Below are 13793 nucleotides of genomic sequence, written 5' to 3' on the forward strand. Positions count from 1 at the left end.
AAAAATTGGAATAAAAATGTCTTTCAACCTCGAACAGATAACCCGGGAAAACATCAAAAAACTCACCCCCTATTCATCCGCCCGTGATGAATTCAGCGGAGAAGCCAAAGTGTTTCTCGACGCGAATGAGAACAGCCTGGGCTCGCCGCTTACCAAATGGTACAACCGCTATCCCGATCCGCACCAGCGTGCCATTAAAGAAAAGCTGGGCAGGATAAAAGGCATTGCGCCCGAACATATTTTTTTAGGGAACGGGAGCGATGAATGCATCGACCTGTTGTTCCGCAGTTTTTGTGAACCGGGAAAAGACAATGTTGTGATCTGCCCGCCAACCTATGGCATGTACGAAGTAAGCGCCAACATAAACGATATTGCCATACGCAAGGCGCCCTTGCTGGAAGACTTCCAGCTGAACCTCGTTCACCTGGAAACATTGGTTGATGCAAACACAAAGCTCATCTGGCTCTGCTCACCCAACAACCCAACCGGCAATGCATTGAACCGGGCCGATATAGAAATGGTGCTGAATAATTTCAACGGTATTGTGGTGATCGATGAAGCATACATCAACTTCTCCAAACAAAAAACATTTATACAGGAACTGGTAGACTATCCAAACCTCGTAGTGTTACAAACATTAAGCAAGGCCTGGGGGCTGGCCGGACTTCGCCTTGGAATGGCCTTTGCTTCTGCAGGTATCATCGGGATCCTTGACAAGGTAAAACCGCCTTACAACATCAACCAGGCAACACAGGAACTCGTGTTGAAGGCACTGGAAGAGGTGGGACAGGTAAACGACATGATCCGCATACTTGTAGACATGCGCGAAGCAATGGCGGAAGTTTTCAGGTCGATGCCAACGGTTGAAAAAGTGTATCCCTCAGACGCGAACTTTTTGCTGGTAAAAATAAAAGAAGCGCGAAACATTTATGAGTTCCTGCTTACAAAGGGAATTGTGCTGCGCGACAGGAGCAATGTGACGCTTTGTGAAGATTGTTTGCGCGTAACCATCGGCACCGAAAAAGAAAATACGCTGCTTGTGGAGGCCATGCACGAATGGTATGCGCGTTAAGCCTTATCGATATTGAAATGCACGATGAGCGGCACGTGGTCGCTGTACCTGCACCAATTATCAAATTCGCCAACCTCAACTGAAACGATCTTATCAGCAAGATCTTTGGAAACAAAGCAATAATCGAGGTGATAAGGTTTGTCTTTGTGCCTGTACATGTATTGCGTCGGATGCAGTTCCGCGCCATGTAACTGGTTGTGGTGAAGATGGTAAACACTCTGTATTTTTTTCTTCGCCAGTTTTTCTACCACATGAGAGTGATTGCCCACGCGGTATTTCCTGTCCCATATGGTGTTGCTGTTAAAATCCCCTGCAAGCACCGTTTGTTTCCGGTTGATGCGTTTGTTGTAATGATGAAGGGCTTTCCAGACCTGTTCAACATAAGTGCCATCGGGGTCTTCAGGGTTGTTGGCCCAGACGGCAAAAAGTGTGAAATCGAAACCACCGCCATACACGGTTATGGGCGCGATCAGTTTAAGATCGGGATTATGGCTGCGTATTTTTTTCAACCTGAAACTTCCGTAAGAAAAAATGCCAAGCCCTTTGCTGGCATTTGAACCGAACCACAGCGCATCCGTATATGGCGGCACTCCTTCGGGAAAGGACAAACGGGAAGGATGTTCACATTCGGGCACCACTAGCACATCAGGCGCGTGCGCAAGAATGGCCGCCGCTTTTTTTCGGAAGGCCATGTTGCAGTTCCAGGTGATGATCTTCATGTGGCGCGCATTTCGCCACAAATGTATATGCAAAACGGGATGCAATCTTTATCTTACGGTTCTAAAAGAACAAAGATGCGTTTATTGTTTGCTGCTTTTCTCTTCAGCCTCGTTTTGCAGGCACCTGCACAGGATCATTATCTTTTCATAGGTACATATACCAATACGGGTAGCAAGGGTATCTATGTTTACAAATTTGATTCCAATACGGGAGAGCTAAACTGGGTAAGCAATACAGACAGTTCAGCCAACCCCTCTTTCCTGGCCGTTACAGGTGATGGGAAATATTTGTATGCGGTAAACGAAGTGAGCCGCGACAGGTCGGGTTTTGTTGCCTCGTATGCATTTGATGCAGCCAACGGCAAATTGTCTTTCCTCAACAAACAATCCAGTGGCAGTGAAAACCCATGCCATGTTTCGGTTACAAAAGACGGCAAATGGGTGGCCGTTGCCAATTATACCGGGGGGAGCCTGGCCATGCTGCCGGTGAATACAGACGGATCGCTTCAACCTTTTGCACAGCACCTCGTGCACGAAGGAAAAGGCTTCAACCCGCAACGGCAGGAAAAACCGCATGTGCACTCCGTATTCTTTTCACCGGAAGAAAAATATTTGTTCTCGCCCGACCTTGGCCTCGACATGATCAGCATTTACAAATTCGATGGCGCCGCAAAAGAACCGCTGCTGCCGGCAGCCAATCCGCAGGTTGCCACGCAACCCGGTGCGGGCCCGCGGCATCTTGAATTTTCGCCCGGTGGAAAATACATGTATGTGCTGGAAGAATTAGGTGGCGCCATAGATGTGTATGGCTACAACGATGGGGAAGCAACGTTCATACAGCGTGTACCTACACATCCGTCGGATTACAAAGGCCAACCCGGGAGCGCAGATATACATGTTTCACCCGATGGAAAATTTTTGTATGCATCAAACCGCGGCGATGAGAACAACATTGCCATATATGCCATCAACCCCGTGAATGGCATGATCGCGAACCTCGGCTACCAATCAACCCTCGGCACCGGGCCGCGCAATTTTATGATAGACCCGTCCGGGAATTTTCTGCTGGTTGCCAATCAAAAAACAAACAACATTGTGATCTTCCGGAGAAATAAATTCACAGGTATGTTATCCGAAACAGGCAAACAGCTGGAGATCCCGAGCCCTGTATGCTTGAAGATGCTGAAGCATGCATTCTAGAGAGAAACGAACAACGGGCTACCTGGTATCTTTCTCAAGCTTCTGTTGGTTCTGCAATACACCCAGGTAGATCAACACCGCGCCGATGCCGAGGAAAACATACTGGATGGTGAAAGTTTCGTGAAGCAACAGCAATTGTACAAAAATAAAAATGCAGAGTACCACACCCTGCAGAATAATGAAGAAAGAATAAACACGGCTCTTACACAGCACCAGCACGGTCACAAACAAACTGAAAAATCCCACCACGATCAAGAGTAGCCAGCCAATAGAAGAATAATCGTTGAACACCGTTTCGTACAACAGGTAAGCAGGAAGTCCCAAAGAATCCCCGCTTGGATCATGCACCATGTGACAGCCGCCAAACAAAGCGGCACTGCATATAATCACCAATAACAGGAGCGATATGAACCGGAGGGTTTTCATTGCCGGCTACAAAGTAATAGTAAACGATGTCATTTCAACTACCACTCGCGAACCAGTTTAAAAAAAAGGGGAAATACCCCGGTTGTTAACGCGGGAAAAAAGCTTTGTTCCGGCTTACTTGTTCAATATTTTTTATATGAGTGATCGTTCCTGCAACAGCGCACCATTGCAGGAACGATCAACGATTCACGCAGCTATTTTTTCGAGCTCAACACTTCCACATCAAATACCAATATACTGTTTGGCGGAATATCCTTGCTGCGGCTTCTTATGCTGTAGGCAATACCTGAAGGAATGTACATGCGGATCTTTCCGCCGGGCTTGCACATCGGCACAGCGATCTGCCAGCCGCGTATGAGGCGGCGCAGCGGGAACACCGCAGGTTTGTCTTTCGTCTGGTCGAAGACAAGCCCCGTTTGAAGTATCCAGCCTTTGTAATACAATGTCACCGTATCATCTATTGAAACATAATCGCCCGTTCCCTCTTTGAGTATATGATAGTATACGCCATCCTTGCTTCCGGTTGTATCGATCTCCTTGTTTTTCACACGCGCAAGAATTTCCTGTTTGTCTTTTTCCGCCTGCACAAGACTGTCGGCATTCTTCGTTACATCAACCATTGGCCGCACGCCGGCGGCAGCGCGTGAAAACACATCGCCATATTGTGCATTTGCTTTATGGAAACCACCGTTCCACAAATAAAATTTTCCATTCTCCTCTCCCCCTCCATAATCGATACGGTCGCCCGCCTTGCCGGTTGCATCGTAGGAGAAACTGGCCTGGGTAAGTTCTTTCCACGACCCGTTTTGTCTTTGTATCCATTGGTTCCCGAAATACGCTTTGCGTTGAAGCTGCCCATTCGATCCAACAAAATTTTCGTTGAAGGAATAAAGATTGCGCAGCGTTTGTCCATCGTGCGGCGCTTTGAAACTCGCGATCAGCTTCCATTTCTGCAGTTCAGGAATAAAAAAATAGCCGGTGTAAATGGTGGTATGCGTGGCACTGTCTGCCAATGCGGTTACCCAGAATTTATAGGTCTCCCCTGCTTTCCACGGGTAAACCCAATGGCTGTGGCCGCCCGTGCCTTCGTTGCCAAACCCGTCGGCAAACACACCCTCACCTTTGGCGAGGAGCTGCACCTTGTTTGAGTCGGCCACTTTGTTTCTGTCTATGGCTTCGTTACCTGAATCCCAGACAGAAAAAATAACCCGCCGTTCCGTTGCACTGTTTACCTGGATCCCGAAATAGCCGCGCGCAAACCCGCAGGCCATGTAATAGCTGTGTACAAGATCCGCACCTGCAGGAACGGTGATCTCATTGTAAAAAGAAGTTGCCTTCACGCTGTCCGGAACAGGATATTTCAAATGCACGGAAGCCGCATTGCGCCTGGGTTTCGGGTTGAAGTGCATGTTTTCGGTTGCACTGCCGGAGAGCAGAACGGACCGGATATCGGCGATCACATCGCCCGCTTTTTTTACGGAAGACAAAGTGATGGTATAGAAACCACTGTCTTTGACATACACCTTTCCAACTTGTGTGTTTTTGTATTCAACGGAAGAAGGAACCGCTACGGTAAAAACTTTGCCCGGTGAAACAGCAGGCTGTCCCGTTTTCGTTGCCGAAGGCCCGTGTTCATCCTCAACAGAAACCCTGATCGTATTTCCTGCCGATTTGTTTTTCAGGTCCAGGCTTATCGCCAGTTCACCGGCTCTGCGCAGGTAAAAAGTGTAAGAGATCTTCTGCGAAGCATTTGTCCAGTGCAGCCCGTTCTTTTCAGAAAACATACCGCGCTCCTCTTTTTCCACAGGCACTGCATAGCCCGTGGATGCAGGGATGGCGATGGCTTGTGCCGAAAGTTTGATACACGAACAAATACAGGTAACAAGAATGATTGAACGGATCATAGCATTGGTTTTGGATCAGGAAACGCCAACAAGTTAAGGTTATCAGAAGCAAGAAACAAGGATTGCCGTATACAAACCGGGCCGGAATAAAATCTTGTATGCCCGGATGCTTGTTTCCTGTTGCTGCAACCAGTAATTTTATTTTATGATCAACTACAATCCCAGGAAATGGTTCTCTTTTATCTTTCGTTTCCATAAGGCGGATACGATACGTACGTTGTCGCCGGCAATTGTACTGATGAGCCTGTACTCCTGGGGGGCAGTATATGTAGAGCGCGTGTTCCTGCATTTGCCCGATAACAGTTTCGTGAAGAACATTCCTACCATGCACGGCCTGCTGGGTTTTGCAATTTCCATGCTGCTGGTGTTCAGGACCAACGCCGCGTACGACCGATGGTGGGAGGGCAGGAAGCTTTGGGGAAGCCTAGTGAACAACAGCCGCAACCTCGCGGTGAAGCTCAACAGTATGCTGTCTGCCGACGATGAAAAAGACAGGAGCTTTTTCAAAAAACTGATCCCGTTGTTTGCAGATGAACTGCGTTTGCATTTGCAGAATGAGCGAACAAGGCTGGCACTCGATACCGCGCCACATCCCGATATTCCCGGTTTCGATACAAGCAAACACATACCCAACCAGGTGGCCATGCTGCTGATGAACAAGATCAATTTGCTTTACCGCGACCAGAAGATCAGCGGGCACCAGTTGCTGATGTTGAACAATGAGGCGCAAGCGTTCCTCGACATCTGCGGCGGTTGCGAGCGCATCAAGAATACACCGATACCGTATTCGTACAGCGTGTTCATCAAAAAATTCATCTTCTTTTACCTGGTCACGCTTCCGCTGGGTTTTGCATTAACAATGGGGTATCTGACCATCCCGGTGGTGGCATTCATTTCTTATGTATTGGGAAGCCTCGAAATGATCGCCGAAGAGATCGAGGACCCGTTTGGGAAAGACGACAACGACCTGCCGATGCAACGGATGGCAGAGAACATCCGGAAAAATGTTTATGAAATTTTAGCGTGATTATCAATCATTTATTTATCCCTCAGCAACCGCTCATCCAAAAAAACTAAACAAACGTTTGATTAATTCAAACATTTGTTTAAACTTTGCATTTCCTAATTTCTTACTATGACAGTTGACAAGAAAGAGCACATCATGAATGTGGCCATTGAGTTGTTTGCGGAGAAGGGTTTTGAAGGAACCTCAGTCCGCGACCTGGCCGCACGCGCCGATGTGAATGTGGCGATGGTGAATTATTATTTCGGGTCGAAAGACAGGCTGTTTGAAGCCATCGTTGAATACAAGGCCTCATTTATGCGCGGCAAACTGGACGAGATCGAAGCAGATACAAAAATGTCGGAGATACAGAAGATCGACCTGATCATTGAAAATTACGTTGCCAAAATCTTATCCAACCCATCCTTTCACCGCGTGCTTCACCAGGAACTATTGGTGAGTGAGCGTGAATCGATGCACACCAACATCCTTAAAATATTCATGCGCAACATAAAAACACTGCGCAACATCATTGAAATGGGTGTGAAGAAAAAAGTGTTTAAGAAAGTGGACCCCGAATTAACCATGGCCACGCTGATCGGTACGATCAACCAGACCATGTTATCCAAAGCCATGTGCAATGTGCTGATGGAAAAAGACGGGAGCTTTGACCCTTATACCGACCCGCATTTCAGGCAACGTCTGATCAAACACCTCAAACAGGTTATCCACGCATATCTCGTAAAAGAATAAACCACACACAAACTACAAACAGTTTTATATGGCAGAGCAAGCAGCAACCAAAGAAAAAAAATCGCCGGTAAGAACGATCGTTATCATCCTCGTCTTACTCGTAGCGGGCTATTTCGGTTACAAAAAGATCAATTTTGTATTGACACACGAAACAACAGACAATGCACAGATTGAAACACAGATCACACCGGTATTACCAAGGGTGGCCGGGTATGTGAAATCCATTTCTGTAAAAGACTACGACTCGGTGAAGACAGGCCAGCTCGTTGTTGAACTCGACGACGCAGAACTGCAAACCCAGCTCCTGGAGATGGAAGCCGATTACAGGCAGGCCGAAGTGGATGTGGTAAATGCAAAAGCCGCATTGAACAATGCCGTTGTCAGCCTACGCGTAAACAAAGGCAACATCGACCTGAGCCAGATGCGCAGGAAAAAGGCGGAAGACGATCTCAAAAGAGACCAGAGTTTGTATGCCGACCAGGCCATCACAAAAAAACAACTCGACGATTCAAAATTCAACCTTGAAACAGCGGGGCAGCAGGTGGAGAACAGCAAGACCGATCTCACTGCGGCAGAGAGCCGCATCGCCGTGTTGCAGGCAAACATCCAGAAAGCAGCGGCGGGACTGGATGTGAAAAAGGCAAAGATCGAACAGACAAAACTGAAACTCACTTATACAAAGATCTATTCGCCGCAGGCAGGAAAGATCGGTAAGAAGAATGTTTCCGAAGGACAGTATGTGCAGGCAGGCACACCGTTGTTTTCAATTGTAAACGATACCACTTACTGGGTGATCGCAAATTTCAAGGAGAACCAGTTGAAGAAACTGTATCCGGGTAAAGAGGTAGACATAGAGATCGACGCTTTCCCAGATCAAAAAATAAAAGGAACCATCGAAAGCCTTAGTGATGCCACGGGCGCAAAATTCTCTTTGCTGCCGCCCGATAATGCAAGCGGGAACTTTGTAAAAGTTACGCAGCGCGTTCCGGTAAAGATCCAGATCAAAGACATCGACAAGTACAGAAAAATGCTAAGGGCAGGTTTGAGTGTGTTTGTGAGCGCGGAAGTAAAATAACCTTTCCCGCCGGGCAGGGCACAGTTAATTATTTTTTTTATGGCAACACCTAAGGGATTCGCGAGAGCGATCATCGTTATAACCACGGTCACCGCAGCGGTGATGGAGCTGATCGACACATCCATTGTGAATGTGGCGCTGAGCGATATGAGTGGCAGCCTGGGCGTGAATATTGAAGACATCAGTTGGGTGATCACCTCCTATGCGATCGCCAATGTGATCATCATTCCACTCACGGGTTTCCTCGCTGAATATTTCGGAAGAAAAAACTATTACATCGTTTCGATGATCATCTTCACGGCTGCCTCCTATATGTGCGGGCAATCCAGCAGCCTTGTGGAGATCATCATCTGGCGCTTTATACAGGGTGTGGGGGGCGGCGCTTTGCTGTCTACCTCGCAGGCGATCCTGTTTGATGCATTCGAACCCAAAGACAGGCCCATCGCATCCGGATTGTTTGGGATGGGTATCGTGCTGGGGCCAACGCTGGGGCCAACACTCGGGGGCTACATCATCGATCACGCTTCCTGGCCATTGATCTTTATGATAAATATACCGATCGGTATTATCGCCACTTTTTTATCGTTCACCTTCATCAGCAAAAAAGAGGGCGAAGGCAAAAAGAAGAAAGACATCAAGATCGATTACACCGGTATTTTATTACTGATGGTAGGCATCGGCTGTTTGCAATACGTATTGGAAAGAGGCGAAGCGGAAGACTGGTTCAGCAGCAATGTGATCCAGATCACTTCGGTTCTCGCATTCATTGGAATGGCCGGTTTTATCTGGTATGAGCTGAAGATAAAAAACCCCGCAGTTAATTTAAGGGTGCTCGGCAACCGCAACCTGGCGTTCACCACCATCTTCACTTTTGTGGTAGGTGTGGGTTTGTTCACCTCGGTTTTTGTGTTCCCGGTACTGGCGCAGCGAACGCTGGGTTTCACTGCGTATGAAACGGGGTTGACACTGCTTGCTCCAACACTGATCACGGTATTGATGATGCCCATCATCGGTAAGCTGATGAGCAAAGGTGTGTCGCCCATACCGTTTGTGGTAGTGGGTTTTCTTTTGTTTGCCGGGTACTCTTGGATGAGTGCGGGTGTGAGCCCGGATGTGGGCAAATGGGATTTCTTTGTTCCACTCGCCCTGCGCGCGGTGGGCATCAGCATGGTGCAGTTGCCGTTGATCAACCAGGCGGTTGCGGGATTGCAGCCGAAAGATTATGCATCGGGCATTGCCCTGAACAATATGATCAGGCAATTGGGTGGTGCATTTGGTATTGCGCTGGCGAACAACTACATCGCGCACCAATATGCACAACACCGGATAGACCTGGTTACAAAAGTTACCGGTGAATCACAAATGTTCCTGGAACGAAGCAACACGATCACACAGGGCATCATTGCGAGGTCGGGAGATGTGGCAGGCGCCTCTACAAAAGCGCTGGCAACGATCAACAATATTGTAGACAGGCAGGCATACTATCTATCCTACCTCGATACGTTCCGGTTGATCACCATCTTTTTTATCCTGGTGATACCGCTGGTTGGGTTTCTCAGGGTAAAAAAGAAATCGAAACAGGAAGTGGCTGCAGCGATGAAGGCCGCCGCGGATTCGCATTAGATTTAAAAGTTATTGAATTTCTATACAGCAGAATTTATATAAAATGAAAAAGATACTGATCACAATGTTTACACTCGCAACCGCGGTACTCGCCGATGCGCAGGTGAATGTTAACAACGAACTGAAATCATTGATCGGGCAGTCGTTCAGCTATTTCCCCAAAGTAAAAGAAGTGGAAAACACGATCACCACCGCGCAGGAAAAACTGGCGCTGACACAACTGAACAAATCGCCGGATATTACCGGCGATGCATCGTATGCTTTTGTACAGCCTAAAATTGTGGTGCCCATCAATGGAACCGATATCCAGTTTGCGCCGGTGCACAATTTCAACGGTGCGGTGAATGCCACTTACCCGTTGTTTGATTTTGGAAGGTTACAGGCAAACATCAACCGTTCAAAAGACGACCTCGCGTATGCAAAGCACAATGTTGAATACGTAAAAGCCCAGCTCGCCTACCAGGTGGCAACGGTATATTACAATATCGTTTATCTGAAGAAAGCGATGGGTATACAGGACAGCGTACTCAATTTTCTGAACGAGAACAAAAAGATCGTGGAGAGCCAGTTGAAAAACGGAACGGCCTTGAAGATAGACCTGCTCAACATACAAGCCTCTATCGACAATGAAGAAAACAGGAAGGTTGACCTGCAGAACAATCTCCAGAAACAACTCAACCTGCTGGAATATACCACGGGTACAAAACAAAGCACGGGAAAGAGTTTTGATTTCGACATCAATCTCACCGACGCCAACAGCGCACTGGGTACGGCGCAGACAAGCAATCTTGATTTTGTGCTGGCCAAAGACAGGATCAAACAGGCGCAGAGCGATCTTGAGATCACAAAGCTTGCCGATAAGCCAACGGTAGGGCTGAAAGGAGCCGCGGGCATCAAGAACGGGTACCTGCCCTATATTTCAGACATGCGTTTCAATTACACGGCGGGAGTGGCATTGTCTATCCCCATTTACAATGGCGGCAAGAACAAACAGCAGCAGAAACTGCAGCGCAACATCATCAAACAAAACGAACTGGCGGTAGAAACATTGAGCAGCACTTATAAAAAAGACATTGAGCAGGCGCTTACAGATATCGCCACCAACCTTGACAGGATCAAGAACACACAGGGCCAGACGGAACAGGCGCAAAGCGCACAGGTGCTTGCCACCAACCGTTTGAAAAGCGGAACGGGAACGAACCTGGAGATCACCAATGCAAGTACGAACGTGCAGCGTGCGGCGCTTACAAAATTGCAGTACGAGTACCAATTGTGTTTGGCGAAATTGGAATTGACCAGGTTGATCGGCTACCAGTATTGGTAATGGGAAAAAATACAGTCAATTTGAGAAGCGGATCTGTTTGATCCGCTTTTTGTTTGCACAAGTTGCTGCGCAGGAAAACGGCATCAGTTTGCTTCAAACCATACGGGTGTTTCATTATCCGCATCCGCATTGTAGTTGATGAAAAGCTCTTCGCCCTTCGCAACCGGCCTTACGGTTCGTATCGTGATGAGCTGCGATTCATAATCCATATCGTACTCGCAATTGGAATGATAGGAATGATTGTAAATAGACACATATCCCAATGCAACGCAGGCGCCGCCGGCGTCGTCCCATTCAAAAATATAATTGTAAAGACTTGTTGTTTCAACGGCTGCCCTTTCATCCTTGCTCAGCACGAGCACGGGCGCTATTTCTATAACGGTACCTTTTGGTATGGGTTCGGAAGTGTAAACACCCCTGCCACGAAAATCGGATGGGGCAATGAATAAAACGGGGAGGATCATAAGCGAACATCGATATTGAACACCGAATATCGAATTTGAATATGGAAAACGGAAGAAATATTGCGGGAGCCTTTTTTCAGGAGGGTACAAGGCAATAAATGCACCACTAATTCCTGGCCGTTAATTAACAATTACTGATTAAATTTGCGCCATGTCACTCGATATCGATCAACCCAACATATTCGAGCAGTTTGAGCAACTGATAGCGCAGGAAGATAAACTGGAGATCCGGGAGTTCCTGGACGACCAGAATATAAGCGACGTGGCAGACCTCATCAATGAATACCCTGATTACGAAGCCCAGATCATTGCCAATATGGCGATACACCGTGCGGCCAGTGTTTTCAAGATCCTTGATATTGCGCAGCAGCGCGATATTGTAAAAGAGCTCCCCTCTTCCAAAACAGCGGAACTGCTGAATGAGTTGCCGGCCGATGACCGTACCGACTTCCTGGAAGAATTACCGAAAGCAGCGATACGCGACCTGATCAAGCTGCTTGATCCCGAAGAACGAAAGATCACACTCTCCCTGCTTGGATACCCGGAAGACAGCGTTGGCCGTTTGATGACGCCCGATTATGTTTATGTGTACCTGCACAATACCGTGAGTGATGTTTTTGAGACCATCCGGAAACATGCCAAGAACAGTGAGACCATTGATGTGATCTACGTGATAGACCAGTATGGCCAGTTGATAGACGACATCAGGATCCGCGATGTGATCCTTGCTTCACCGGAAAAAAGAATCGACGAGATCATCGATGGCCGTTATGTTTCGCTCAATGTAAACGACGACCAGGAACATGCGAGCCAGGTTTTTAAAATGAACAACCGCGTGGCCTTGCCGGTTGTAGACGACAACAACATACTGCTGGGTATCGTTACCATCGATGACATGTTGTGGGTTGCGAACGAAGAGTTCAGTGAAGACATGCAGAAGATGGGAGGTACCGAGGCATTGAACGAGCCTTACCTTGACATTCCGCTTGTAAAATTATTCCGCAAGCGCATCGGCTGGCTGGTGGTGTTGTTCCTGGGCGAAATGCTCACTGCAACTGCGATGGGTTATTTCGAACACGATATTGCCAAGGCGGTGGTGCTGGCATTGTTTGTACCGTTGATCATTTCAAGCGGTGGCAACAGCGGTTCGCAGGCGTCTACCCTGATCATCCAGGCGATGGCCGTTGGCGAGATCACCATTGCCGACTGGTGGCGCGTACTGCGCAGGGAGATCAGCAGCGGACTCTTGCTGGGACTTGTACTCGGGTTCATCGGTTTTATCCGCGTGGTGGTATGGCATTCCGTTGCGCCGGAGATGTATGGCCCCTACTGGATGCGGATCGCGGGCACGGTGGGCTTTTCACTGGTGGGAGTTGTATTGTGGGGAACGCTGTCGGGTTCCATGCTTCCCATCCTCCTCAAAAAACTCGGCGCCGATCCCGCAGTTTCTTCCGCGCCGTTTGTGGCCACACTGGTTGATGTAACCGGGTTGATCATCTATTTTAGTTTTGCGTATTTGTTCCTGTCGGGATTTCTTTTGTAAGCAGTTATTTTACTTGTTGCCGATCGAAGACTTTGGCCTTGGCCGTTGTTGTTCGCTGACCAACAACAACAATTAAAGATCAAAGCCGCGCATACAACCGTTCCTTCACCCCACCCTCCCATTCATCTTTCAAAATGCTCAGCACAATACTGTCGCGTCTTCCGCCATCTGCTTTAATCGTATTGCTGCGCAGTACCCCTTCAACCGTGCAACCGATGCTTTTCATAGCGGCGATGCTTCTTTGGTTGTTGTTATCCGCCCGGAACTCTACACGTTCGAATCCGCCCTGTTCGAAGGCAAATTGCAGTAAAAGGTATTTACAATGCTTGTTAAGGCCCGTTCCCTGGAATTTTTTTCCGTACCAGGTATAACCAAGCTGCAAAGTTTTTTGAGAAAGTTGAATATCGTAGAAACGCGTACTTCCTGCAAATTCCTGCGTGCGCTTGTCGAACACGATAAATGGATACTCCTTTGCATCTTTACGGCCCTGTAATGCAGTGCGAATATAGTTTCTGAGGTTTTCTTCACCCGCTACCCTAACCAGCGAGAACTTCCAGATCTCCGGTTCATTCAATGAAAATAACAGCAGATTATTGCAGTCTTCTTCGGTCAAAGGACGCAATAAAACGCAATCATCTTCCAACACATATTCTGCCGAAGGGTCGAATTGATCTTTCATTTTCAAAA

Annotated in this window: 13 protein-coding genes; 8 read left to right on the forward strand and 5 right to left on the reverse strand. The window is 47.8% G+C overall.

The genetic code is table 11. The features are described from left to right. Positions 1-16 precede the first annotated feature (16 nt). A complete protein-coding gene (gene hisC, locus GWC95_RS14280; RefSeq protein ID WP_202630296.1) occupies positions 17-1072 on the forward strand; it encodes a histidinol-phosphate transaminase in 1056 nt (351 codons plus the stop codon). On the opposite strand, the gene GWC95_RS14285 is transcribed toward hisC, so the two are convergent. Beyond that, positions 1069-1791: an endonuclease/exonuclease/phosphatase family protein gene (locus GWC95_RS14285; protein WP_161819395.1), complete on the reverse strand. Its 723-nt coding sequence runs from the start codon at positions 1789-1791 to the stop codon at positions 1069-1071. The two genes, hisC and GWC95_RS14285, sit on opposite strands and share 4 nt — an antisense overlap. Before the next feature lie 75 nt (positions 1792-1866). Between GWC95_RS14285 and GWC95_RS14290 the strand changes: the two genes are divergently transcribed. After that, positions 1867-2991, forward strand: coding sequence for a lactonase family protein (locus GWC95_RS14290; protein ID WP_161819396.1), 1125 nt, complete (start codon positions 1867-1869; stop codon positions 2989-2991). 18 nt (positions 2992-3009) lie between these two features. On the opposite strand, the gene GWC95_RS14295 is transcribed toward GWC95_RS14290, so the two are convergent. Together GWC95_RS14295 and GWC95_RS14300 are read right to left on the reverse strand one after the other, a co-directional pair. After that, positions 3010-3417, reverse strand: coding sequence for a hypothetical protein (locus GWC95_RS14295; protein WP_161819397.1), 408 nt, complete (start codon positions 3415-3417; stop codon positions 3010-3012). 194 nt (positions 3418-3611) lie between these two features. After that, a complete protein-coding gene (locus tag GWC95_RS14300; RefSeq protein ID WP_161819398.1) occupies positions 3612-5321 on the reverse strand; it encodes a DUF3472 domain-containing protein in 1710 nt (569 codons plus the stop codon). A 145-nt stretch (positions 5322-5466) separates the two neighbouring features. Here GWC95_RS14300 and GWC95_RS14305 point away from each other — a divergent pair, with 145 nt between their 5' ends. The 5 genes from GWC95_RS14305 (at position 5467) to GWC95_RS14325 (ending at position 11099) form a co-directional block, all read left to right on the forward strand. Further along, on the forward strand, positions 5467-6348 hold the full coding sequence (locus GWC95_RS14305) for a bestrophin family protein (RefSeq protein WP_161819399.1): 882 nt from the start codon (positions 5467-5469) through the stop codon (positions 6346-6348). A gap of 108 nt (positions 6349-6456) precedes the next feature. Then, entirely contained in the window at positions 6457-7077 is a 621-nt protein-coding gene (locus GWC95_RS14310) for a TetR/AcrR family transcriptional regulator (RefSeq protein ID WP_161819400.1), read from the forward strand. A gap of 28 nt (positions 7078-7105) precedes the next feature. Continuing rightward, complete coding sequence (locus tag GWC95_RS14315; RefSeq protein WP_161819401.1) at positions 7106-8152, forward strand: HlyD family secretion protein; 1047 nt, start codon at positions 7106-7108, stop codon at positions 8150-8152. Positions 8153-8191: 39 nt separating this feature from the next. After that, the gene (locus tag GWC95_RS14320; RefSeq protein ID WP_161819402.1) at positions 8192-9775 is read left to right on the forward strand and encodes a DHA2 family efflux MFS transporter permease subunit; all 1584 of its coding nucleotides are present in this window, start codon (positions 8192-8194) and stop codon (positions 9773-9775) included. 43 nt (positions 9776-9818) lie between these two features. Continuing rightward, the gene (locus GWC95_RS14325; RefSeq protein WP_161819403.1) at positions 9819-11099 is read left to right on the forward strand and encodes a TolC family protein; all 1281 of its coding nucleotides are present in this window, start codon (positions 9819-9821) and stop codon (positions 11097-11099) included. Between the two features lie 83 nt (positions 11100-11182). Here GWC95_RS14325 and GWC95_RS14330 read toward each other — a convergent pair whose 3' ends face one another. After that, complete coding sequence (locus GWC95_RS14330; protein WP_161819404.1) at positions 11183-11563, reverse strand: SET domain-containing protein; 381 nt, start codon at positions 11561-11563, stop codon at positions 11183-11185. Positions 11564-11714: 151 nt separating this feature from the next. Between GWC95_RS14330 and mgtE the strand changes: the two genes are divergently transcribed. Then, positions 11715-13106: a magnesium transporter gene (mgtE, locus tag GWC95_RS14335; RefSeq protein ID WP_161819405.1), complete on the forward strand. Its 1392-nt coding sequence runs from the start codon at positions 11715-11717 to the stop codon at positions 13104-13106. Between the two features lie 79 nt (positions 13107-13185). On the opposite strand, the gene GWC95_RS14340 is transcribed toward mgtE, so the two are convergent. After that, entirely contained in the window at positions 13186-13785 is a 600-nt protein-coding gene (locus GWC95_RS14340; protein ID WP_161819406.1) for a GNAT family N-acetyltransferase, read from the reverse strand. Positions 13786-13793: the final 8 nt, after the last annotated feature.

It is taken from the genome of Sediminibacterium roseum (assembly GCF_009939005.1).
Taxonomy (GTDB): Bacteria; Bacteroidota; Bacteroidia; order Chitinophagales; family Chitinophagaceae; genus Sediminibacterium; species Sediminibacterium roseum.

What these genes read in the sequence shown, in the direction of transcription:
- hisC (WP_202630296.1), top strand. Translation starts at nt 17, where the DNA reads ATGTCTTTCAACCTCGAACAGATAACCCGGGAAAACATCAAAAAACTC.
- GWC95_RS14285 (WP_161819395.1), bottom strand. Translation starts at nt 1,791, where the DNA reads ATGAAGATCATCACCTGGAACTGCAACATGGCCTTCCGAAAAAAAGCG.
- GWC95_RS14290 (WP_161819396.1), top strand. Translation starts at nt 1,867, where the DNA reads ATGCGTTTATTGTTTGCTGCTTTTCTCTTCAGCCTCGTTTTGCAGGCA.
- GWC95_RS14295 (WP_161819397.1), bottom strand. Translation starts at nt 3,417, where the DNA reads ATGAAAACCCTCCGGTTCATATCGCTCCTGTTATTGGTGATTATATGC.
- GWC95_RS14300 (WP_161819398.1), bottom strand. Translation starts at nt 5,321, where the DNA reads ATGATCCGTTCAATCATTCTTGTTACCTGTATTTGTTCGTGTATCAAA.
- GWC95_RS14305 (WP_161819399.1), top strand. Translation starts at nt 5,467, where the DNA reads ATGATCAACTACAATCCCAGGAAATGGTTCTCTTTTATCTTTCGTTTC.
- GWC95_RS14310 (WP_161819400.1), top strand. Translation starts at nt 6,457, where the DNA reads ATGACAGTTGACAAGAAAGAGCACATCATGAATGTGGCCATTGAGTTG.
- GWC95_RS14315 (WP_161819401.1), top strand. Translation starts at nt 7,106, where the DNA reads ATGGCAGAGCAAGCAGCAACCAAAGAAAAAAAATCGCCGGTAAGAACG.
- GWC95_RS14320 (WP_161819402.1), top strand. Translation starts at nt 8,192, where the DNA reads ATGGCAACACCTAAGGGATTCGCGAGAGCGATCATCGTTATAACCACG.
- GWC95_RS14325 (WP_161819403.1), top strand. Translation starts at nt 9,819, where the DNA reads ATGAAAAAGATACTGATCACAATGTTTACACTCGCAACCGCGGTACTC.
- GWC95_RS14330 (WP_161819404.1), bottom strand. Translation starts at nt 11,563, where the DNA reads ATGATCCTCCCCGTTTTATTCATTGCCCCATCCGATTTTCGTGGCAGG.
- mgtE (WP_161819405.1), top strand. Translation starts at nt 11,715, where the DNA reads ATGTCACTCGATATCGATCAACCCAACATATTCGAGCAGTTTGAGCAA.
- GWC95_RS14340 (WP_161819406.1), bottom strand. Translation starts at nt 13,785, where the DNA reads ATGAAAGATCAATTCGACCCTTCGGCAGAATATGTGTTGGAAGATGAT.